The organism is Polyangium jinanense (assembly GCF_028435365.1).
The window spans coordinates 384,285-407,244 of sequence record NZ_JAGTJJ010000006.1; the positions used below are offsets into that span (position 1 = coordinate 384,285).

At 69.1% G+C, this 22,960-nt stretch carries 16 protein-coding genes; 11 read left to right on the forward strand and 5 right to left on the reverse strand.

Annotation, left to right across the window (positions count from 1 at the left end; translation table 11 throughout):
* Window positions 1–78 precede the first annotated feature (78 nt).
* From glgP to KEG57_RS16635, 3 genes are read right to left on the reverse strand one after another with little or no spacing between them, the layout of a single operon-like run.
* Window positions 79–2,655 (reverse strand): alpha-glucan family phosphorylase, encoded by a 2,577-nt coding sequence (glgP, locus tag KEG57_RS16625; RefSeq protein ID WP_272418644.1) that lies wholly within the window; start codon window positions 2,653–2,655, stop codon window positions 79–81.
* 41 nt (window positions 2,656–2,696) lie between these two features.
* On the reverse strand, window positions 2,697–3,326 hold the full coding sequence (locus KEG57_RS16630) for a DsbA family oxidoreductase (protein ID WP_272418643.1): 630 nt from the start codon (window positions 3,324–3,326) through the stop codon (window positions 2,697–2,699).
* Window positions 3,319–5,277, reverse strand: a complete 1,959-nt coding sequence (locus KEG57_RS16635; RefSeq protein ID WP_272418642.1) for a L,D-transpeptidase — start codon at window positions 5,275–5,277, stop codon at window positions 3,319–3,321. The genes KEG57_RS16630 and KEG57_RS16635 overlap by 8 nt, the downstream gene beginning before the upstream one ends.
* A gap of 132 nt (window positions 5,278–5,409) precedes the next feature.
* Here KEG57_RS16635 and KEG57_RS16640 point away from each other — a divergent pair, with 132 nt between their 5' ends.
* Complete coding sequence (locus tag KEG57_RS16640; protein WP_272418641.1) at window positions 5,410–5,985, forward strand: hypothetical protein; 576 nt, start codon at window positions 5,410–5,412, stop codon at window positions 5,983–5,985.
* 3 nt (window positions 5,986–5,988) lie between these two features.
* Here the strand turns inward: KEG57_RS16640 and KEG57_RS16645 are convergent, their stop codons facing one another.
* Both KEG57_RS16645 and KEG57_RS16650 read right to left on the reverse strand, forming a co-directional pair.
* Complete coding sequence (locus KEG57_RS16645; protein ID WP_272418640.1) at window positions 5,989–7,329, reverse strand: DUF1552 domain-containing protein; 1,341 nt, start codon at window positions 7,327–7,329, stop codon at window positions 5,989–5,991.
* On the reverse strand, window positions 7,326–8,999 hold the full coding sequence (locus KEG57_RS16650) for a DUF1592 domain-containing protein (RefSeq protein WP_272418639.1): 1,674 nt from the start codon (window positions 8,997–8,999) through the stop codon (window positions 7,326–7,328). Before KEG57_RS16650 ends, KEG57_RS16645 begins: the two co-directional genes overlap by 4 nt.
* A gap of 132 nt (window positions 9,000–9,131) precedes the next feature.
* Here KEG57_RS16650 and KEG57_RS16655 point away from each other — a divergent pair, with 132 nt between their 5' ends.
* From KEG57_RS16655 to KEG57_RS16700, 10 genes are all read left to right on the forward strand, one after another.
* Window positions 9,132–9,956: a hypothetical protein gene (locus KEG57_RS16655; RefSeq protein ID WP_272418638.1), complete on the forward strand. Its 825-nt coding sequence runs from the start codon at window positions 9,132–9,134 to the stop codon at window positions 9,954–9,956.
* Window positions 9,946–10,425 carry a hypothetical protein gene (locus KEG57_RS16660; protein WP_272418637.1) on the forward strand — a complete coding sequence of 160 codons (480 nt, stop codon included), beginning with the start codon at window positions 9,946–9,948 and terminating at the stop codon, window positions 10,423–10,425. Before KEG57_RS16655 ends, KEG57_RS16660 begins: the two co-directional genes overlap by 11 nt.
* A gap of 235 nt (window positions 10,426–10,660) precedes the next feature.
* Window positions 10,661–11,647, forward strand: coding sequence for a hypothetical protein (locus tag KEG57_RS16665; RefSeq protein WP_272418636.1), 987 nt, complete (start codon window positions 10,661–10,663; stop codon window positions 11,645–11,647).
* Window positions 11,648–11,826: 179 nt separating this feature from the next.
* Complete coding sequence (locus KEG57_RS16670) at window positions 11,827–12,936, forward strand: STAS domain-containing protein (RefSeq protein WP_272418635.1); 1,110 nt, start codon at window positions 11,827–11,829, stop codon at window positions 12,934–12,936.
* Between the two features lie 179 nt (window positions 12,937–13,115).
* A complete protein-coding gene (locus KEG57_RS16675; protein ID WP_272418634.1) occupies window positions 13,116–14,564 on the forward strand; it encodes a serine/threonine-protein kinase in 1,449 nt (482 codons plus the stop codon).
* Between the two features lie 73 nt (window positions 14,565–14,637).
* Window positions 14,638–15,663 carry a hypothetical protein gene (locus KEG57_RS16680; RefSeq protein ID WP_272418633.1) on the forward strand — a complete coding sequence of 342 codons (1,026 nt, stop codon included), beginning with the start codon at window positions 14,638–14,640 and terminating at the stop codon, window positions 15,661–15,663.
* The gene (locus tag KEG57_RS16685; protein ID WP_272418632.1) at window positions 15,663–16,673 is read left to right on the forward strand and encodes a hypothetical protein; all 1,011 of its coding nucleotides are present in this window, start codon (window positions 15,663–15,665) and stop codon (window positions 16,671–16,673) included. The genes KEG57_RS16680 and KEG57_RS16685 overlap by 1 nt, the downstream gene beginning before the upstream one ends.
* Before the next feature lie 86 nt (window positions 16,674–16,759).
* Complete coding sequence (locus tag KEG57_RS16690; RefSeq protein ID WP_272418631.1) at window positions 16,760–17,647, forward strand: SDR family oxidoreductase; 888 nt, start codon at window positions 16,760–16,762, stop codon at window positions 17,645–17,647.
* 375 nt (window positions 17,648–18,022) lie between these two features.
* The gene (locus tag KEG57_RS16695) at window positions 18,023–20,338 is read left to right on the forward strand and encodes an AAA-type ATPase lid domain-containing protein (protein ID WP_272418630.1); all 2,316 of its coding nucleotides are present in this window, start codon (window positions 18,023–18,025) and stop codon (window positions 20,336–20,338) included.
* A gap of 110 nt (window positions 20,339–20,448) precedes the next feature.
* The gene (locus KEG57_RS16700; RefSeq protein ID WP_272418629.1) at window positions 20,449–22,836 is read left to right on the forward strand and encodes an ATP-binding cassette domain-containing protein; all 2,388 of its coding nucleotides are present in this window, start codon (window positions 20,449–20,451) and stop codon (window positions 22,834–22,836) included.
* Window positions 22,837–22,960: the final 124 nt, after the last annotated feature.

The following is a 22,960-nucleotide window of genomic DNA, read 5'->3' on the forward strand; positions in this document are numbered from 1 at the left end:
CTGTATCTGGCATCGGGAGGGACGTGAGGGGGCGCCCTACCCATGCCAGAAAGCCAGGCGCGTGTCACGCGAAAATGTCTAATGCCAGCGGACGAGGCGCGCCGCGTAACGATCCGGCAAGGACTCGTGCGCCGGGATGACGCGGACGCCGAAAGCGTGCTCACCGCTCTCGTCGGTGGGAATTTCGCCCTCGAAACGATGGCGGCCGCCGCCGAGATCCGCCGCGTGACGCATCGGAGCCGCCTCCGCGCCGCGGAGCGAGCCGTTCGGGCCCGGGCGACCATAATAAAGCTCGACGACGACGTCGCTCGGCGAGAGGGCGCCGAGGTGGATCTCCGCCGCGACGCGCAAAGGCTCGCCGCTCGGAAGGCGCGAGGGGCCGAGCTGCGCCACGGAATCGACACGTACGGAGCCCCAGGCGGCGCGCACGCGGGCCTTCCATTCGCAGGCGGCGCGCGCCGCGAGGAGGCCGTCCTCCGTCAAGCGGCGATGTCGCGCGAGGGCAGGCTCGTAATACCTTTCGGCATACTCGCGCACCATGCGGGTCGTGTTGAACGCAGGGCCGATCGTGGTAATGCTGCGCTTCATGCGGGCGATCCAGCTCCGCGGGAGGCCGGAAGCATCACGCTCGTAATAAAGCGGGACGATGTCTTCTTCGAGCAATCGATAGAGGGCCTGGGCCTCGACGTGGTCGCCGTGGCCGGTGTCCGCGTACTCCTCGCCGCGGCCAATGGAAAACCCATTGTCGCCCGCATATCCCTCGGGCCACCAACCGTCGAGGATGCTCGCGTTGAGCACGCCGTTGAGGCCGGCCTTCATGCCGCTCGTGCCGCTCGCTTCAAGGGGCCTGCGCGGGGTGTTGAGCCAGACGTCGACGCCCGCGACGAGCGTGCGCGCGACGCCCATGTCGTAATCTTCGACGAAGACGATGCGGCCGCGGAAAGGCTCGGCCATGCCCGCGCGCACGATGTCGCGAATGAGCTCCTTGCCGCCCCAGTCCTGCGGATGCGCTTTGCCGGAAAAGACGAGCTGCACCGGGCGATGCGGCTCGTGGAGGATCCGCGCGAGGCGCGCCGCGTCGCGGAGGAGGAGCGTGCCGCGCTTGTACGTCGCAAAGCGGCGGGCAAACCCGATGGTGAGCGCCTTCGGGTCGAGGAGGCGCTCGATCCGCGCCGGATCCTCGGCGCGCCCCTTCTGCGCGGAAATGGCGGCGAGGCGGGCGCGAATCTGCTTCACGAGGCGCTCTTTGCGGCGGCCGTGCGCGGCCCAGAGGACCTCGTCGGGGATTTCGGCGATTTTCGCCCAGACGCCGGGTTCGGCGGCACGTTCGAGGAAATCGGCGCCGAGGTAACTCGCATACAGCAAGGCGAGCTCGCCGTCGAGCCAGGTGGGGACGTGGACGCCGTTCGTGACCGAGCCGATCGGGACTTCGTCTACCGGGAGGCCAGGCCAGAGGACGCTCCACATGGCGCGCGCCTCGCGGCCGTGGAGCATGCTGACGCCATTGTAACGGTCGGCCATTCGAATGGCGAGGACCGGCATGGAGAACTCGCTGCCGGGACGATCGGGCTCGACGCGGCCGAGGCGCATGGCCTCCTCGGCCCCGAGCCCGAGGCCCTCGCCGAGGACCTTCAGATACGGGAGAGCGAGGTCGTGCGCGAATGCGTCATTTCCGGCCGGCACGGGGGTGTGCGTGGTGAAGACGTGGCCCGCCGCGGCCGCCTCGGACGCCGCGACGAAAGGCGCTCCCGTGCGCCCCATGAGCTGACGGACGCGTTCGAGCGCGAGGAACGCGGAATGGCCTTCGTTCATATGGCAGACGCGCGGCTCCTGGCCGATGGCCGAGAGGAGCCGGACGCCGCCCACGCCGAGCAGGACCTCCTGGCAGATGCGGTGCGCGCGGTCGCCGCCGTAAAGGGTATTCGTGAGCGCCCGATCCTCGGGCGGGTTTTCGGGGATGTCGGCGTCGAGCAAATAAAGCGGGACGCGGCCGACCTGCGCGCGCCAGGCCTGGAGCTTGACCTCGCGCCGGCCCGCCCCCGCACGTGCGGGGAGCTCGACGGAGGTGACCACGCGACGGCCCTTTTCGTCGTTCACGGGCGAGACGGGCAAATCGTGCCAGTCGTTCGGCGGATATCGCTCGTTCTGCCAGCCCTCGATATCGAGGCTCTGACGAAAATACCCCTGCGAGAACGCGATTCCCACGCCGACGAGCGGCAAGCCGAGGTCACTCGCGCTCTTCAGGTGATCGCCGGCAAGGACGCCGAGGCCCCCCGAATACACGGGCAAACACTCGTGGATGCCGAATTCCATGGAGAAATAGGCCATGGTGCCGCGCGACGCTGCGTTTTTGCCGTATTTTCGGTCGAACCAGGTGGAGCGGTCGAGGTAATCCCCGAGGGAGCGCTCGACCGCGGAGAGAGCCCGGAGATATCCGTCGTCCCGCGCGAGCTCATCGAGGCGGCGCTGCGAGGCGAGCTTGAGCAGGAGGATCGGATTGTGCGCGACACGCTCGTAGAGCTCGGCGTCCACGCGCCCGTAGAGCTCACGCGCGGCCGGGGTCCACGTCCACCAGAGGTTTTGCGCAATCGTGACGAGTGGCGCGAGCTCCGGCGGGATCGTCGGGAAGATCTGGTACCGGTGGACCGTGAACATGGGCGCACCCTAGCCGGAGACCTCCCGGAAGGCGAGCCCGGTCAATCGCAGTGGCCGGCTCCGTCCGCATTGAGAATGCCGGATCGGAGGAACACTTCGAGGCGGCCACGCTCGCCCATACCGACGAGGCGTGCCCCGCGCGGCGAGACGAGCACCGGGATTCTCCGGTCGAACGGGCCCTGCTCCCATTCTTTTTGCCAGGTCTCCAGGGTCTTTTTGTCGTTTTCCCCGACGATGAGCTCGGGCAAACCCGCGACACGGCGGAGCTCGTCGAGCACGCACGAGTCGGAGATGTCCCGGGCGTGAACCCACAAGGCCCGATACAGAAGCGTCTTCAAGGACTCCGCGCGGGCCGGGTCGTGCCGGCGAGCGGCCGCGACGAGGAGCGTCGCCCGCTCGGTGTTCGGCCGCGCCGGCGGCGTGCTGATGCTGACGGCGGGCTCGCGTTGCCGCACGGAGAGGACCTCGCGCTGGAGCTCCTCACGCTCGGGGGTCGTATTCTTCGCAGGAATGGGAAGGTGCGGCATGTGGCGGATGCCGCGCCATTCGACCTTGCGCTCCGCACAGAGCTCCAGGAGCCGCTCGTTCTGCGCGTGGCAGAATGGGCAATTGAGGTCGCCGTAAAATATGTACGGCGCGCCCGAGGCCGCGCCCTGGGCCGGCTCATTCATGAACGATCACCGTGGTCCCCTCCCCGAAATCCTCGCCTGCGTTCACCGCATGCCAGCCCTCCGGGACGGGCGGGTCGGTCCAGAGGAAGACGCGGTGCGCGTCCACGGGGGAGAGATTGACGCAGCCGTGGCTGCGCGGCGTGCCGAAGACGTCGTGCCAGTACGCCGTGTGGAGCGCATATCCACTCTCGAAATACTGGATGTACGGGACGTCGCGGAGCTGGAACGTGCCCTCGCCGCGGCGCCGCGTGACGCCGTACTCGCCGTCGCCCTTCGTCGGGATCTTCTCGGCGCCCCCGGCCGCAGGGGCGGGTTTGCCCTTTGCAGCGCCGGGCTTCGCGGCGGCCGGCTTCGCCGCAGGTTTGCCGCCCTTCGCGGCCGCCTTGGGATCGGGCTTGCCGCCGGGTTTTGCATTCTTATCGCCGGCCTTCGGCGCCGCGGCCTTGCCGCCACCGTCGGGCGAATGCGAGGCGGCGACGGTCGTGACCTTGGCGCCGCCCACGCTCGAGCCCTCGTTCGAGTCCATGGTGGCCGTGATGTGCTTGTTGCGAATCTTGAAGACGCCGCGGACCGTGGCCGTGGTCTTCTTGGGATCGTCGAGGCCAGCTTTGCCCGTGGAGACGAGCGTCGCGTAAATGGGGCGCTTGCCCTCCCACATCACGAAGGTCTGGTTCGTGATGGAGATCTCGATCCATTTCTTGCCCTTTTCGGCGTCCTCGGGGAACGAGGCGGGCGGGACGGCGAGGCCGACGTCGAGCTGGCTGAGCCAGCGTTTGTCCTTGGTGCGGTAATACTTGACGCCCTCGACGGTCTTCATGGTGCCGGCGAGCGCGTGGACGCTGCGCCATTCGACGTCGACTTCGGGAATGGCCTTGCCCTTGGAGATGCGATACGTCTTGGCGCCCTGCGTGCGGACGAACGCGAGCGGGAGCGAGAACTCGTCCGTGAGCTCGAGCCCATGCCAGGGCGAGCCGAGGTCGGGCTTGATCTTGGTGTTCGGCGCGAGGCGCAGATCCGTGGTGATCGCGAAGCGGCGATTGAGGTTGTCCTCGCCCGTGGGGAAGGAGCCGATGAGCGAGAGGCCGGTGTGGCGACGCGCGCGGTCGGCGAAGACGGCGAAATCAGGGACCTTGAAATCGCTGATGTTGGGGATGAGGCGTTTTCCGCCTTCGAGCCAGAAAGGAATGGGATCCGCGTCGCTCTCGCCGCCGAGGAGCTGGCCGAGTGCGAGCTCCTGCGAATTTTTGCCGAGGCCCATTTCGCCGATGTGCTTGCCGGGAACGGGGACGCCACGATCGTCGATCGGCACGTCGGGCGCGCCGAGGACGACCTGGTTCACCGTGGCCTCGTTCTGCTTGTACCAGTCGAGGTGCTCCTGGAGCTTGAACTCGGAGTCGTACTGCTGCTTGGCCGTGGGGACCTTGACGTACAGGGGGAGGACGGCCCGGACGAACGCATATCGATACGGGAGCGCGGCCTTGAGGTCCGGGCGCTTGGCGGCGGCCTTGAGGATGGGATTTTCGAGGTCGGTCGTGGCCTCGTCCCCGGCGCAAACGAAGCCCTTCGGGTGAATCTCGTACCAGCCGCCCGGACAACCGGCCTTGCCGACAGGCTCTTCCGAGCGGGCGACCTTGGCCCCGACGCGCAGGTAGCCGAGCTTTTTCGCGGTGTCGCGCGGCTCGGCGTAGACGGTGGTGACGAACGCCGTGATGCCGAGGAGCGGTTTGTCCGGAGGCGGCGGGGGCTCGGGAACCGCGTTCTGGCCCTGGACGGCAGGCGGCGGCGCAGCCGCGTCGTCGGGGACGCCGCCGTCGGTCTGCGCGGCCGCGCCGGGGCGCTTGCAGCCGAGGGCGGTGAGGGCCGCGAGAACGGCGAGGGTGAAGGCGCCGAGCCGCGCGCGGCCCGAGCCCACAAAAAGCGAGGGAGCGGAGAGGCGAGCGCGCGGGATCATGGGGGATGGATGCCAAAAGATGCGGCCGGATGCAAAGGGAAGGTGCGGGGAGGACGGAGAACGCTCGGCCCAAGGTGGGATGCGACGTACTTCCGTGCGCCGTCGCGCCGTGCGAGGCTGCGCGCCCGAGCCATGATCGACGTGAGCGTGCCTTGCCCATGTGGAGCGGACGTCTCGTTCCAGCACACCGCTTGCCCCGCGTGCAAGACGCCGGTGTCGCGGGCGCTGCGCGACGACCTCGAAGCGCGGCTGGAGCGCGCGCACACCGAGTACGGCGAGGCGAAACAAAGCATGCGCCGGTCGGCGACGGTGCTGTTCGTGGGCGGCGCGTTGTACGTCGTGCTTGCGCTGTTCGTCTTTTACCTGGCCCGGAGTGTCGAGACCGTGTCGACCTCGATCGATTCGTGGGCGGACACGCTCCCCCTCCTCGCGAACGGGGGCCTCGGCCTGCTGCTCATCACCTGCGCGGCCTGGTCGCGTCGATCCCCGAACGCGGCGTTCGCGGTGGCGCTCGGGATCTGGCTGCTCTCGCAGATCCTCGGGTACGTGGCCGCGCCGGCCCTGTTTTTCCTGGCGTTCATGTCCGCCAGCGGGATCGCAGAGATCTTCGCGAAGGGGGGCCTGCTGGTCTCGCTCGTCCGAGGGCTCCTCGCGGCGGGGCGCGTGGACGCAATTCGAGCGGAAGTGGCGCGTGGAGCGGCCGCTTGAGGGCTAGACGAGCAAGCCCGGCAGCGGCCCCTTGCAAAAGGCCGGATTGCCGAACGTCGTGACGGGCACGCCCATGGCATGGGCGATCGCGATCAGAAGATCGTTGTGATAGGCGCCGGAATGCTTGTGCCATCGCCCGGTGGCGAGCGCGCCGCCCGCGCCGCCCATGAGGAGGAGCGGGACGTCGCGGCGCGCGTGGGTGTTGCCCTGCGCAATGTCGCTGCACCAGAGGATGACGGTGTTGTCGAGGACCGTGCCGTCGCCTTCGGGGACGCTGTCGAGCTTCTGGCAGAGGTACGCGAGCTGCTGCGCGTGCCAGTTGCCAATGTCGATGAGCGCCTGCTGCCGCTTCGTGTCGGAATCGCTCGAATGCGAGAGCGTGTGATGGGGTTCGTCCTGGCCGAGCCAGGTGAAGACCTTGCCCGTCTGGACCGTGGTCCACTGGATGCTCGCGACCCGCGTGAGGTCGCAAATGAGCGACATCGCGAGGAGGTCGAGCTGGGTCTTGGCGATCTCCGGGTAGTTGTCGTTTTCGAGGGGCTCGACCGGCGCGCCGAGGACGGGCGGATTGCAGGAGCCGCCAATGACGCCAGGCGCATCGAGGCGCTTTTCGATCTCGCGGACGGCCTCGAGGTGCGCGTCGACCTTCATGCGATCACTCGTGCCGAGGCGCGAGGAGAGGTGCTTGTAGTCGCCGGTCACGGCGTCGAGCACGGTCTTCCTCTGCGCACGCAGGCGCGCGAGGGCCTCGGGGTCGGTGCCGAGGTCCGAGAAGATGCGCGTGTACGCCTGGTACGGGTCGTCCTCGGGCGGGACAGGTTGTCCGGGGCCGCGGTAGGAGATGCGCGCCGAGACGTTGGCGTACTGGACCTGGACGCCGAACTCGAGCGAGGGGAAGCGCGTGGTCTGGCCGATCTGATCCGCGAGGAACTGATCGAGCGAGATGCCGCCGCCCCAGCCGACCATCTTGCCTGGGTTGCAAGCGTACGGGAAAAGCGAGCCCTCCTGGAGCTCGGTGCCCGTGAGCGCATGGCCGATGCCCTGCTGGTGCGGGTCGCCGGGGCCGTGGTAGGCGGACTCGTAGTCGACGCCTTCGAGGAGGATCGCCTTCTTCTTGAAGGGTTCGAGCGGGGCGAGGATGGGGCCGAAGGTGAAGTCGGTCTCGGTGCCCGTGGGGATCCACGCGGGTTTGACCGTGCCGAGGCCCGTGAAGAAGACGACAAAACGCTTCGGGAAGGCGGTGGCGCGGGCCGAATCGGCCATGGCCCCGAGGAACGGCAGGCCAACGGCCACGCCGCCGAGGCCGCGAAGGAGCGTGCGACGGCTCAGGGTCCTCTGTTTCATGGTGCCTGCGTCACGACGGCCCGGCGATACCGGAACGCGTCGGTCTGGGTGAGGGCGACGAGCAGCTCCTGGACGTTGAAGCCACTCGCCGCGAAGGCCTGCTGGATCTCGCTCATCGAGCAACGATCGTCCTCGCCTTCGACACGGCCGTAGGCGAAGCGGAACCACTGGGTGGCGACACACTGGCGCGCCTCCTCGCTCTGCGCGAGGCGCCGGCCAAGCTCGACGACGCCCTCGAAGGGGCCGTCGATGCCGCGGGTGTCGACGAGCTCGCCGGAGTCGTCGATGGGCAAACCCTGGTCGGTGTCGCGGTAGAGGCCGATGCCGTCATAGTGCTCGAAGCCAAAGCCGACGGGATCCATCTTCACGTGGCAGCCCGCACAAGCCGGGTTCTCCGAGTGCTCGGCGAAGCGCTCGCGCGTGGTGGCGTCGGGGCGGACGTCGGGCGCGTTGAAGGCGGCGTTGTTCGGCGGCGGCGGGAGGATCTGGCAGAGGAGGCGCTCACGGACGAACTTGCCGCGATGCACGGGCGAAGTCTGGTTCGGCTTGCCCGTGGCGGCGAGGACGCTCGCGTGCGTGAGGATGCCAGAGGTCTTCGTGGGATCGAGCTCGACGCGCTCGAAGCTCTGCGTGGCCGGGCCATCCTCGACGCCGTAGAACGAGGCGAGCTCGGCGTTGAGCATCGAGTAGTTGGCGGTGAAGACGCTGCCGATGTCGCCCTGGCCCTCGAAGATGACGTCTTCGAGGAACGCGAGGGTCTCGGCCCGCCAGAGCGGGCGGATGCCCTCGTAGTACTTGGGGTACGTGGAGCTGTCTTTCTTGATGTTGTCGAGGTGGGAGAGGCCGAGCCACTGGGCGTTGAAGTTCGCCACGGCCTCGCGCGCCCGCGGATCGCCCAGCATGCGGCGCGCTTCCTTGGCGATCTCTTCCTTCGTGTCGAGGCGTCCCTCGTCCGCGGCGGAGAAGAGAGCCTCGTCCGGCATGGTGCCCCAGAGCATGTACGAGAGGCGCGAGGCGATCTCGTGGGGGGAGAGGGGCACGACGTCGGCCTCGACGGGGTCGGGCATGCCGAACTCGACGCGGTAGAGGAAGTGCGGGGACTGGAGCATCACCTGGAGGACGAGCTCGATGCCCTTGGAAAAACCGTCCTCGCCGAGGCCCCACGAGAAGACGTCCTGGAAGCGCGAGACCTCGTCGTCCGTGAGGGGGCGGCGATACGCGCGGCGGCCGAAGGTCTGGATGAAGGTGGTGGCACACGCCTGCTGCCCGATCGTTTCGGGATCACAGGGGAGCAGGGCGCCGAGGTTCTTCACTGCGCGGGCGGAGATCTGCTCGGCCGCGACCATGTACTGCTCGGCGAGGATCTGGGTGACGCCGAGGGCCGTGGCCTGGTTGTCGAAGCCCATGGCCTCTTCCTCGGGCACGAAGCTCGAAGCGGGCTGGGTGTCGTCGCCGAGCAGGTCGCGGACGGTGTTGTTGTACTCGAACCGGGTCATGCGCCGGATGGGCGATTTGCCGGGGATCGTGCCGACGCACTGGAAGGCAGGAGCCTCCCCGGTATCTTCACCCGGCGGGTCGCCGATGTGACCCGAGCAAGCCGCGAGGGACGCCGCCGCAGAAAGGGCGAGGGCGCCACCGAGAAGCCAGGGCAAGCGCACAGCGTAGGTCATGAGCAAGGATCCGCGGGGGCTTGGCCGCGGCTCTCCGAGCGTAGAAGAAGGTGGGCCGGCCGTCGACCATTTCCTGATGCCGTACGCGTGCTTCGGCTCGACGGCGAGGGAGAGATCGCTACCCTGCGGGCCGTGCCGAGAAGGGGAATCCGCCGCGTCGCCGGGATGATCGCGATCACGACCGCGATCGCCACCGCCTCCGTGGCCGCATCCGCCGCCGCTCCCGCTTCCGCCTCGCCGGTCGGGGGCAGCTTGCACTTCGGCGTGGAGGTCGCGGCGCGTTGGTTCGCGTACTCGGACCCGCTGAAGATCGCCACGAACCTGCGGCCGTACGACGTCGTGGGGGTACCGATGATCTCCCTCGGCGGCGAGATCCAGCCCTTGCGCTGGACACGCGTGCCGGTGCTCGAAGGCGTGGCGATCACGGGGGCGTACACGTTCGCGCCGCACCTCACGTCCGCCGTGACCGAGGGGCGCGATATCCAGACGAGCTGGGATCGCGGGAATGTGGCGCTCCGCGTGCCGATCCGGCTCGGGCGCGGGGAGCGCGCGCCGGTGGTCGCGCCACGCGTGGGGTACGGTTGGCTCGGTTTTTCATTCCAGGAGACGGGGCCCCTCGCGGCGGAGATCCCGACGGTGAGCTACAGGCTCGTGCGCGTGGGCCTGGACGGGCGGATCGGGCTCGCCGGGCCGCTCACGCTGGTGGCGGCATTCGAGTATCTGGAGCCCACCTCGGGCGGGGCGCTCTACGAGCGGTTTCGTGATGCGACGCTCGGCGGGATCGACGCGGATCTCGGCGTCGCATTCGCGCTCGCGAAGGGCACGGAGATCTCGCTTTCGTTCGGATATACGCGGTTCTTCTCGACGTTCGTGCCCGTGCCCGGCGACGCGTACGTGGCCGGCGGGGCGCTCGATCAATTCGGCGGTGTGAAGCTTGGGATCGACTATGCCCCGTGAAAACCGTTCCCTCCGGCGCGCGCTCGCCTCCGCGCTCTTGCCGCTCGTGATCACACTGCTCGCCGCGGGTTGTCCCGGTCGGCTGGAAGACCCCGACCGCTTCCTCGACGGCGGCGGCTTCACCTGCCCGGACGTCGTGACGGAGCTCTTTCCGAAGAGCTGCGGCGGGTCGATCTGCCACGAGGGCGCCGAGCCGGCAGCGGGGCTCGATTTGATAGCGCCGGGCGTGGTTTCACGGCTCGTCGACAAGATGGGACGCGATTGCCCGGGGATCCTCGTGGACCCGGTGGTCCCGGAATCGAGCTTGCTTTACGAAAAATTGCTGCCGCTGCCAAGCTGCGGGTCGCCGATGCCGATCGGAAAGCCAACGCTGACGCCGGAGGAGCTCGCCTGCGTGCGAGATTGGATTTCGGCGCAGATGCCGACGGGCGGTGAAGACGGAAACGGAGACGGCGGGGGCGGGCCGTAGGGGATCACGCGGCCGTGTCATGCGGCCGTGACAGCGAGCGTCACGCGGACATGACACCCGTCACGGCGTCGTGTCATGGATGGGATGCGCGCACCGCTGCGCTGCGGAAAAAGGCCGCATTCGGCGATCGTGCGCGGCTGGCATCGCCTTTGCGATGGCTTCGTCAACTACCCGACGAGACGGATTTTCGCAAGCGGCATCCGCCTTCGCGAGAAAGGAAGAGTGACGAAGCCATATGTACAAGACCGTTGCTTTGCACGCGTTCGCCCTCCTCGCCTGCGTGCTCCCGGCCTGCGTCGTCGATTCCACGACGGAAATCGAGGACGGCATCAAGATGCCGGGCGCGGCGCCCGAGAGCGCACAGGTGGATGGAAAGATCGCGACCCTGGAGCTGTCCAGCGGGAAGGTGATCTTCGTCGACGAGGGGGATGGCGTCGGGTTCTGGGAGATCGGCAACGTCGATCTCTCGTCGCTGCTCCACGAGCAGAATGCCTCCGCGCTCGAGGTCTTCCTCGCGCTCGCGCCGGAAGGGACGCCCGTCCCGTCGCGGCTCGTGGAGCACCACGCGGAGGTCGTCGCCCGGACCGGTACGGTGCCCGCGGAGCCACGAAAGCTCGCGCCGATGTTCGTGATGCCCGCGGTCCAGAATCTCACGAACGAGCCCTTCGACTACCACAACTCGGGTCTCAACTGCTGGGGCTGGGCTGGGACGCTCGACGATTACAATGCGTCGACGGGCTATAGCTCCTTCACGATCGGGACGTTCCAGAGCAGCTTCAACGCCGACTCGCAGATCACCGGGAATGCGATCCAGGTCTTGAAGGGCGCCACCACCCTGCTGTCGCTCCCGGACAACGGCGGGGGGGTCGAGACCTCGTGGGGTCACGAGCGCGAAATGGCCATCTGCGCGTCGAAGGCCGTCCCGTTCGGCCAGCCGGGGAGCTGCGACGGCAATGGCGTATTCGTGAGCGTCACCGTGCAGTGCACGGACGAGGCTGGAACGTTCGTGGGTGTCGACACGATCGACCTCGAAGCGTTCGGCGTGGGCGCGCGCTTCCGCTCGAACGCCACCAATACCGGGGGCCGCGCGCGCAAGTATCGCATCCAGGCCACGTTCAATGCCGAAAACGACACCAGCGTCACCGCCGCCACGGAGTGCCAGGACCAGGCCGCGGTGGTCTGGCGGTCGAAGCATACGGGCGGCAGCATCATCCTCCCGTAGAGTGTGTTCGCGCTGGCGCGGGCGAGGTGAGCTTCGACAAACTCTGGTTCCAGGACACTATACGCGACCACGGGCAACGTATTGTCGTGACGCAGCCAACCGGCCATCGCGCGCCGCACATTTCAGGCCTCGAGCATCTCCACACTCCGCCCCGATCGGAGGTATACCGCCAGGGACGTATGCCTGAGACCACCCTCGTGGAGCGCTTGCGTGGTGTGGAGCGGCTCTGCCTGCCGGTATGGGTCTTCGACGTGGAGCGGGCCCGCATGGCCTGGGGGAACGCCGCCGCCCTCGAGATCTGGCGCTCGCCGAACCTCGACGAGTTCCTCACCCGCGACTACTCCGATGCCTCCGCCGCGACCCGCAGCCGCAACGAGGGCTTGCTCCGCAAGCTGTGCGCGGGCCGCGACGCGCACATCGAGCACACGTTCACGTTCTATCCCCGCGGCGAGCCCTTGCACCTGCGGGTCTTCATGTCCGCCATCGAGCTCGACGACGGCCGCTTCGCCCTGCTTTACGAAGGCCACGTGCGGACCGAGCAGCAAGACCCGAGGATCCTACGTAGCGACGAGGCGCTGCGGCACGTCTCCGCGATGGTCGCGCTTCTCTCCACGGAAGGCTCCGTGCTCGTGACGAACCCGGCCGCCGAGCGCGCCTTCGGCAGGTCGAGCACGCCGTCGGCCTGGTTCGAGGACCCAAGCGCGGCGACGCGGATCCTGAAGGTCGCCAAGACCCAGGAGGTGCTGCACGAGGAGCTCGTCGCGCTCACGAACGACGGTCCGCGGTGGCACGCCGTGGAGGCGCGGCGGACGAGTGATCCGGCGACCGGGAAGTACGCGGTCGTCGTGCATCAGGTGGACGTGACGAATCGGCGGGAGCGCGAGGCGCTGATCGAGGCGCAGCAGCGCGAGATCCTGGAGCTGTCGGCGCCGCTGCTCGACGTCGCCGAAGGGGTCGTCGCGGTGCCGATCGTCGCGGCCTTGACCGAGGCGCGGAGCGCAGAGCTCGAACGGCGTCTCTTGCCCGCGGTGATGGAGCGCGGGGCGCAGGTGGTCGTGTTCGATCTGACGGGCGCGACGGCCTCGGAGGGCGCAGGGCTCGCCCAGCTCGTGCGGCTCATCAGCGCCGTGCGGCTGCTCGGCGCGCGGCCGATGGTGACGGGCGTGCGGCCGGCGCTTGCAAGGGAGCTCGTGCAGAGCGGCGCGGAGCTCGCGGGCGCGGCGGTGATGCGATCGCTGCGGGATGCGCTTTCGGCGTCGCGTCCTGCGCAGAGGCCCTTCCGGCGCTGAAGCGCGCGTCTGGGCGGCGAGGGTCTGTCTCGGTCGAAGGACGGTGCAGTTTCCGACGGCCCCGATTTTGAAGTATCGGGATGCCATGCCATAATGCGTCTGAATTTTGCGTCGAAGGTGGGGCCGGACGGGACGAAATCGGCCGAGACGGAGGGTCGACGCAGGGGGGCGGGGGCGCCATGAGTTTGCCGGTCGCAATCGGGGACGTGATCGCGGAGAAATACCGCGTCGATCGTCTCCTCGGCTCCGGCGGGATGGGCGTGGTCGTCGCGGCCACGCACCTCGAGCTGCGCACGCGCCGCGCGATCAAGGTGATGCAGCCCCACGTGGTCGCCTCGGCCCTCTGCATCGAGCGCTTCCTGCGCGAGGCGCGGGCCCTGTCCGAGCTGCGCAGCACGCACGTCGCGCGCGTCTACGACGTCGGACGCCTGCCGAACGATGCGCCCTTCATGGTCATGGAGTACCTCGAAGGACAAACCTTGCTTTCGCGGCTCGCCGAGGTCGGTCCGCTGCCCGTGGAGGAGGCGGCGATCCACGTCCTGCACGCATGCGAGGCGCTCGCCGAGGCCCACGCGCTCGGCATCGTCCATCGCGACCTCAAGCCCGACAACCTCTTCCTGACCCAGGCCCACGACGGCTCGCCCTGCGTCAAGGTGCTCGATTTCGGGGTGTCGAAGCTCCTCCGCGACGAAGGCCCGACCCGCACGAGCACCGGCGCGATCGTGGGCTCGCCTCTCTACATGTCCCCCGAGCAGATCAACGCCGCGCGCGACATCGACGGGCGAAGCGACATCTGGGCGCTCGGGATCATCCTCTTCCAGCTCGTCACGGGGGAATGTCCTTTCGGCGGCAGCAACGTGCTGCAGATCCTCTCCCAGCTCGCGAACAAGAAGCCGCCCGTGCCGTCCTCGCTCCGCAAGGACCTGCCGCCGAGCCTCGACGCGATCATCCTGCGTTGCCTGGAGAAGGACCGCGAGCGGCGTTATCCGGACGTGGTCGCCCTGGCGCGTGATCTCGCGCCGCTCGCGCGCCCCGACCCGGAGCCGCCGGCGGCGCTCGTCGCGCGCATCGAGCGTGTGCACGCTCAGGCGACGAAAAAAGCCGCGATGTCGATCGCCGCCGTGCCAGAGGTCGATGCGAGCTTCGCGCTGCGAGCCGATCAAACGATGGACCTCGGCCGCACCCCTCCGCCGTGGACGCGCGCAGGCATTCAAACGACGATTCCAGCAGAGGGCGGGACGCTCCCGTCGAACCTCGGCGCGCCGACCGAGACGCATACGGCAAAGCCGCGGCGCGCCATGGTGCGGCATTTCGCGGCGGCCGCGATCGTGCTCACGCTCAGCGTGCCGCTCGGCGGATTCTTTTACAAGATGTCCCCCGGGGCCCATACGACCGCGTCGCCGGTCCCCGCCGCATCGTCTTTTCTGTTTCCTCCCCTCCCCGCGACCCTCCCGAGCACGGGTTTGTCCGCGTCGGAGCAGGCCCCGAACGAGGCCAAAACGGTCGCGCCCGCGGCCGCTTCTGTCGGGGTCGTTCCGATTTCGTCGGGGTCGGCGCCTCCTTCGACCACAGGGCGGACGGTTTTTCCACAGAATCGCTCGACACCCCGACCTCCTCCGCGCTATTGACGAACATCATCTGCGCGAGGACGGCTGCGCCATGGCGCACGGGGGCTTGCCTAGAATGGTCCTATTGGCTCGCGTGATTATCGATAGGAATCTCCCCCGCGCCGCGGCCCTCCTCCTCGGGGCCGCGTTCGCGGTGACGCTCGCGGGCAGCGCGTCCGCCGAGGTGCCGCCCGATGTCCGCGCGACCGCGGAAAAACTCTACCAGGACGCGTACGTGCTCGCGCTCGAGGGGCATCACGCGCGCGCCTGCGAGATGTACGAGGAGAGCGATCGGCTCGATCCGGCGAACGGGACGAAGCTCGAGCTCGCCAGGTGTTACGAGGCGACGGCGCGGCCCGCGAGCGCGTGGGCGCTCTACGTCGCGGTCGCCGAGGCCGACAAGGCGACCGGGAAAAACCGAGCGCGCGAGGCCGAGGCGCGCGCCCGCGCCGACGCCCTCGATGCCGAGCTGCCGAGGCTCGTGCTGATGGTGCCGGCGTCCGTCGCGGACCGGAAGGGCCTCACGATCACGCGCGACGGCGTGGCGGTCGGCGAGGCGCTCTGGGGCACGCCGATGCCGGTGGACCTCGGAAAACACACGATCCGCGCCATCCGGCCGGACAAACAGGCCTGGGAGAGCGTCGTGAACGTGTCGAGGAATGGCGAGACGGTGACCGTGCCCATCCCCGCGCCCGCAGCGTGGGCGCCGCGCGTGCGCGAGGTGCCACGTGGACGCGACGAACGGCGAGGGATGAGCCCTCCGCCCCCGCTGGTCCTTTCGCTCGGGGGCGTGGCCCTCGCGGGGTTCACGGTCGGCGGCGTGACCGGCGGGCTGGCCTTCGCGAAATGGGAGGAGGTCAAAGAGATGGCGCCCAGGCAATGCAGCGCGCCCGCGGGTTTGTCCGGGTGCACGCAAGCCGTGGCCGACAAGGGGGCCGAGGCGTCGCGGTTCGCGGGCGCGTCGACGGCAGGGTTCGTCGTGGGAGGCGCCGCGCTCGCGGCGGGCGCGATCGTCTGGCTCACGAGCGGGTCGGGCAAACGGCCGGCCGCCGGGCGCATCGAGATCCTGCCGGTCGCAGAGCCGGCGAGCGTGGGCGGCGTCGTGCGAGGAGCGTTCTGATGGGAGGCGCTGCTCGTCCTTTGGGTCTTCGTGTCCTCGGGGCGCTTGCCGTCGCGACCACGAGCCTCTCGGCTTGCGGGCTCGTGGTGGGCATCGAGCCCATCGGTGTCACCTCGGGCGCGGGCGGTGGTGGTGGCGGCGGCACCGGCGGCACCGGCGGCGACGAGGCGGACGGCGGTCCCGGAGGCGCGCCTCCGCAGGGGCTCGGCTGCGACGACGCCATTCCGCTCGTCTTCGTGGACTGGGGCACGGTGGAGATCGACGCCGAGACGACCGAGGCAAAGGGCACGATCGAGAGTGGCCCGTTCACGGGGTGCACGACGTCGAGCGGCCCGGAGCACGTCTACGTCTTCGACGCGGAGCAGACCGGATATCTCACGGCGAGCCTGCCGGCCACGGCGACGAGCTTCAACAGCGTTCTCTACGCGCGCCGGACGAGTTGCTCGAACCCGGACGGCGTCGTGCTTTGCCATGACCAGAGCGCCCTCGGCGGCGAGCTCCTTTCGTTCCCGGTCATGACGGGCGAGCGGATTTACCTCTTCGTGGACGGCCGGACGTCGGAGGATCGGGGCGCCTACCACCTGACCGTGAGCTTCTTTCCAGGCACGAGCTGCACGGGCCCGGTGCCCGTCGTGCTCGGCACGCCGATCGGCACCACCGCCATGGTGCTCGGCGTGAACAAGGTCGGCCCCGACAACGACGCGAAATGCGGAGCCTGCGACACGAACGATTGCGCGGGGCAAGGGCGACAGACGATTTTTTCGATCAAGGCGCCGCTCGCGAAGGAGATCGAGGTGCAGCTCGACGCGACCTTCGACGCCGTGCTCTACGCGCGCACCGATTGCGAGAACGACATGTCCCAGCTCGCGCAGGACGGGTGCATCGACTCGCCGGAGAAGGGCGACGAGGTCATCCGCATCCCCGGCGGCGTGACGCCCACGATCCTGTTCGTCGATACGAACGCGGGGAGCCCCGCGGGCCCCTTCTCGATGCGGCTCATCCTGAAGTGAAGGGATGATCGCGGCGGACGAACCCATCCGGCGTCCATCCTTTCGGTTGGTCCCTCCGGACCCCAGGTACGTCGCCGGGGGGAATCATGAAGCAAGCCGCGAAGAAGGATCCCAAAGACCTCGGGCAGAAACCTCCGTTCCCAGCGCAGGAGCAGGAGCACCCCGGCGCCGAGTCGGGCATGCAGCCTCGAGCGGACCACGGGGAGACGTCGTACCGAGGGCTCGGACGGCTGAAGGACCGCATCGCCCTGATCACCGGCGCCGACAGCGGCATCGGGCGCGCCGTCGCGATCGCCTACGCGCGCGAGGGCGCAGACGTGGGCATCGCGTACCTGAGCGAGCACGAGGACGCGAACGAGACGAAGCGCCTCGTGGAGGAAGCCGGCCAGAAAGCCGCGCTCTTCCCCGGCGATCTCTCGTCCGACACGGCATGCAAGAAGCTCGTGGAGGACGCGGTGAAGGCCTTCGGCCGCATCGACATCCTCGTGAACAACGCGGCCGAGCAGGGCAAGGCCGTCGAGACATTCGAGGAGCTCGACGCCGAGCGCGTGGAGCGCACCTTCCGCGTGAACATCCTCGCGATGTTCCACATCGTCCGGCACGCGCTGCCGCACATGAAGCCGGGCAGCGTCATCATCAACACGGCATCGATCCAGTCCTACCAGCCGAGCCCGGAGATCCTCGATTACGCGGCCACGAAAGGCGCGATCGTCACCTTCAGCAAGGGCCTCGCGCAGGGGCTGATCGAGCGCGGGATCCGGGTGAACACGGTGGCGCCAGGGCCGGTGTGGACGCCGCTCGTCGTGCAGTCGTTCCCGGCGAACAAGAACGCGCGCTTCGGGGAAAACAGCCCCATGGAGCGGCCCGCGCAGCCAGCAGAGCTCGCGCCAGCGTACGTGTTCCTCGCGTCGAACGAGTCGAGCTACGTGAACGGCGAGGTGCTCGGCGTCACGGGCGGTAAGCCCCTCGGCTGAGGAGGGGGGCCGCTGCGCTGGGGCGTTGCCCCAGGCCCCACCCGGGGCTGTCCGCCCCGGGACCCGGACCAGCGCAAGCGCTGGACCCTTGGTCGATGAACTGCGCGATGCGCAGTTCATCGAACAGGCCGAGGCAAGACCAGCCACGACCCTGCCGACCAAGACAGCAGCGCTGACCTTTCGACTGGCAACGCTGTCCCTGTCCCACCGGCTCGTGGAAGAACTGCGCATCGCGCAGTTCTTCCAACCCGAGTCCAGGGCTTGCCCTGGTTCGGGTCGAGGGGCGAACAGCCCCCGCGGGGTCCGGGGCAGAGCCCCGGCGCGGCGCCCCTGCCCTTTGGCCCAGCGGCTGCCCTTCCGCTACCCTGCCGGGCGATGCCCTGGCATACCCGCTCGCTCTGGATCGCGGCTCTCGCCGTGGCGTATGCCGCGGTTGCGGGGCTCTGGGCGACGGGCGGGGATGCGAGCACGTGGTTTGCGCTGCTCTTGCCGCTCGCGTGTGTGGTCGGCTGGAGGCTGACTGCGGAGGACGTGCGCGGCGACGATACGCTCGATCCGGGCGCGCGCTCGGCTGCGCGGCTCACGATCGCTGGCGCTGCGCTCTTCACTGCGTCGCGATGCGGGGCGAGCGCGCCGGGCTTCGTCGCAGGCGAGAACCTCGGCGTCGCGCTGGCAGCGATGGGCTCCTTGTGGGCCATTGCGCGGATCAAACCTCTTGGTGGGCTCGCGGAGCCGAGTCCCTCGGCGCGTAGGCTCGACGCTGCTGCGTTTGCCGCGTTCTTCTGGGTGGTCGCGGCGGCGCTGCCCGGCGCGGCTGCGATGCTGCCCGAGCGCACCGAGGGGCTCGATCCGCTGCTCATCGACTATGCGACCGTGGCTGCGTCGATCGGCTCGCTCGGCGTCCAGCTCTTCGCGGCGGCGCGGCTTGCGGCCACGCGGCGCGCTGAGATCGGCGTGGCGGAGCGGGCGCAGGCGGCGCTCTGGCTCGGCTCGATCGCGCTCGCCGTGGGGATCCTCGCGGCCGCGGCGCAGGTCCTCCCGCCTGAGCGGGTCTTGCCGATCGCGGTGGTGCTTGCGTCGGTCGGCGCGGCGTTTGCGGCGGCGAGCCGTGAGCCCGAGACGGTCCTCTCGGTCCTTCGGCTCACGCTGGCGACGACGGGCCTCGTCGCGCCGATCGCGCTTGGCGCGGTCTATGCGGCGCACGTGCGGCCGGCCGTGGCGGGGCCGATCGCGTTCGGGGCGGCGGGGGCGGCTGCGATTGCGGCGCTCGTCGCGCAGAGGCTCGCGCATCGGGCGGGGCCCGGGAGCGGGCGGCTCTTGCCGGCGCTGCAGGCTGCGACGCGGGCGGCGATGACGCCTGATCCGGAAGATGCGCTCCGATCGGCGCTCTTCGAGCTGCGCGGCGCGCTCGGGCAAGACGGCGATCCGCCGGCCCTCTACCGGTTCTTCCCGGCCGAACAGGTCAGCGTCGATCGCGCTGGCTTCCTTCACACGAAAAAGGCCGAGATGCCGCCGCGGCTCGTCTCGCTCGCGGACGCGGAGCCCGAGCGGATCCTGCGGATCGAGGTGATGCATGCGGTGTCGGTGCGGAAGCCCGAGGTGCGTCCGCTCATCGCGTGGATGGAGGACAACCACCTCTCGGCCGTGAGCGTGGTCCGCGACGTGGATGGCCCGATCGGGGCGCTCACGGTGCCCGCGGGGGCGCGGGTCGCGCCCAAGGCGCTCTCGGACGTGCGGGCTCTGCGGCAGCTCTCGGATCGGCTGGCCGCGGTGCTCGGCGTGTCGTCGATGCTGTCGCGCTCCCGCGAGCGTGAGCTCGTCGCGCGGGGCGACCTCGAAACGCGCGAAGCGGAGCGCGCGCGCCTCGCGACGGAGCTCGGGCGCATCGAGGGCCAGTTCGAGGCCGTGGCGAAGAGCTTCGAGCAGCGGGCGCGGGTCGCGCTTTACAGCCCCGCGGCGCAGGCGGCGGTGCAGCGGCTGGAGCAGCTCGCGGGCGTGGACGTGCCGGTCACGCTCTTGACGTCGCCTGGGATCGACGCGGTCGCGTGGGCGGCGCTCGTGCACCTTGCGTCGGCGCGCAAGAAGGGCGTCATGGTGATCGTGGACGGGACGAACCCGGCGGAGCACGACACGGCGAAGTGGCAGGATCGGGTCGCGTCGCCGCTCGCGCTTGCCGCGGGTGGGACACTCGTCTTGCTCGACGCGCACGTGCTGCCGGAGCTCGTGCAGATGCGGATCGCGTCGGGTTTGCCCGCGGACGTGGGGCTCGTGGTGGCGCTGCCGGGCACGGTGGACTCGCTGGCGGCGAGCGGGAAGCTCTCGGAGGCGCTGGCGGATCGGCTCGGGGATCGGTCCGTGGCGCTGCCGGCGCTCTCGTCGCGCGGGGAGGATCTCTCGCTCCTCGTGCTGGAGACGCTCACGCGCATCGGAAAGCGGCTGCGGCAGGCGCCGCTCGGGATCGATCCGCGCGCGCTGGCGGCGCTCGTGGACTACGATTTCCCGGGCAACGACGCGGAGCTCGAAGGGATCCTCTTCCGGGCCGCGCTCGTGACGCCGCCGGAGGCACGCGCGGTGACGGTGCGTGAGCTCGAAACCGCGGGGTTCTCACCGCCGCCAGGGAGCGAGCGCAGGGCGCGCGGGACAGGGCCTTTGCCGCAGCCGCGCAGGAAGCGGTCGTCGAAGACGACGTAGCGAGGCGTCTGCTCGATCTCGTGGGTGATCCGAGACGCCTGCGGGGTCCCTGGACAAACCCGGCGGCGTCTCTTGACAAACCCGTTGGTGCTCGATGACATGAGCCCAACATGGTCTCCAAAAGCCAGCACCCCGCAGACAACCACGATCTGATCCGCGTCCAGGGCGCCCGGGAGAACAACCTGAAGGACGTCAGCGTCGAGATCCCCAAGCGGCGGCTGACCGTGTTTACCGGCGTCTCGGGATCGGGCAAGTCGTCTTTGGTGTTCGGCACAATCGCGGCGGAGTCGCAGCGGCTGATCAACGAGACCTACAGTGCGTTCGTGCAGGGATTCATGCCGACGCTGGACCGGCCCGAAGTCGACGTCCTGCAAGGGCTGACGACCGCGATCATCGTCGACCAGGAGCGACTGGTCGGCAACCCCCGCTCGACGGTCGGCACGGTGACCGACGCCAACGCGATGCTGCGGGTGCTGTGGAGCCGCCTCGGCAAACCGTTCGTAGGCCCGCCCCAGGCCTTCGCCTTCAACGTCCCCTCGGTCCGCGCGGCCGGGTCGATCACGGTCGAGAAGGGAGCCGGCAAGGCCGAGAAGGTCGTCTTCACCCGCACCGGCGGCATGTGCCCGCGATGCGAGGGCATGGGATCGGTCAGCGACATCGACCTCTCCCAGCTGTACGACGACACGAAGTCGCTCAACGAGGGTGCGCTCTCGATCCCCGGCTACAGCATGGATGGCTGGTACGGCCGGATCTTCCGCGGCTGCGGCTTCTTCGACCCGGACAAGCCGATCCGCAAGTTCACCAAGAAGGAGCTCCACGACCTGCTCCACAAGGAGCCGACCAAGATCAAGGTCGACGGCATCAACCTGACGTACGCGGGCCTGATCCCCACGATCCAGAAGTCGTTCCTGTCCAAGGACGTCGACGCGCTGCAGCCGCACATCCGCGCCTTCGTGGAGCGGGCGGTCACGTTCGCCACCTGCCCCGAGTGCGGCGGCACCCGGCTCAGCGAGGCCGCCAGGTCCTCCAAGATCAAGGGAAAGAACATCGCCGACGCCTGCGCGATGCAGATCAGCGACCTCGCCGCGTGGGTGCGCGGTCTGGACCAACCGTCCGTCGCGCCGCTCCTTTCGGCGCTACGCCACACGCTCGACTCGTTCGTGGAGATCGGGCTGGGCTACCTCAGCCTCGACCGGCCGACCGGCACGCTGTCGGGCGGCGAGGCGCAACGCACCAAGATGATCGGCCACCTCGGCTCGTCGCTCACCGACGTGACCTACGTCTTCGACGAGCCGACGATCGGGCTGCACCCCCACGACATCCAGCGGATGAACGATCTGCTGCTGCGGCTGCGCGACAAGGGCAACACCGTCCTCGTGGTCGAGCACAAGCCGGAGACGATCGCGATCGCCGACCACGTCGTCGATCTCGGCCCCGGCGCCGGCACCGCGGGCGGCGAGGTGGTCTTCGAGGGCACCGTCGACGGGCTGCGGGCGAGCGGTACGCTCACCGGGCGTCACCTGAGCGACCGGATTTCGCTGAAGCGGTCGGTGCGGAAACCGTCGGGTGTGATGAAGGTGCGCGGCGCCCGCACGCACAACCTGAAGAACGTCGACGTCGATATCCCGCTCGGCGTGCTGGTGGTGGTGACCGGCGTGGCGGGGTCCGGCAAGAGCTCGCTGATCCACGGCTCGGTGTCGGGCCGAGACGGGGTGGTGTCGGTCGACCAGGCCCCGATCCGTGGCTCGCGGCGAAGCAACCCAGCGACCTACACCGATCTGCTGGAGCCGATCCGCAAGGCGTTCGCGAAGGCGAACAACGTGAAACCCGCCCTGTTCAGCGCCAACTCCGAGGGCGCGTGTCCGACCTGCAATGGCGCCGGGGTGATCTACACCGACCTCGCGATGATGGCCGGCGTCACGACGGTCTGCGAGGACTGCGAGGGCAAGCGGTTCCAGGCGTCTGTGCTCGAGTACCGGTTCGGCGGGCGCAACATCGCCGAGGTGCTCGACCTGCCGGTCAAAGACGCGGTCGACTTCTTCGGCGCCGGCAAGGCGCGTACGCCAGCCGCGCACGCGATCCTGCAGCGCATGGCCGACGTGGGGCTCGGCTACCTGCGGCTCGGCCAACCACTCACCACGCTGTCAGGTGGCGAGCGGCAGCGGCTCAAGCTCGCAACGCACATGGGTGAAGACGGCGGCGTCTACGTGCTCGACGAGCCGACCACCGGGCTACACCTGGCCGACCTCGAGCAGCTGCTCGGCCTCCTGGACCGGCTGGTCGACTCCGGCAAGTCGGTCATCGTGATCGAGCACCACCAGGCGGTGATGGCGCACGCCGACTGGATCATCGACCTCGGGCCAGGCGCAGGCCACGACGGCGGGCGGATCGTGTTCGAAGGCACCCCAGCCGACCTGGTGGCGGCAAAGTCGACGCTGACCGGCGAGCACCTGGCGGCATTCGTCGGAAGCCGTCCGAAGGCTGTCCCATCCCGCTGAGCAAGTCCGCGTTTCCCGCGATTGCAAGCCGCCGCGCCGGGGCGCTGCCCCGGACCCCGCGGGGGCTGTTCGCCCCTCGACCCGAACCAGGGCAAGCCCTGGACTCGGGTTGGAAGAACTGCGC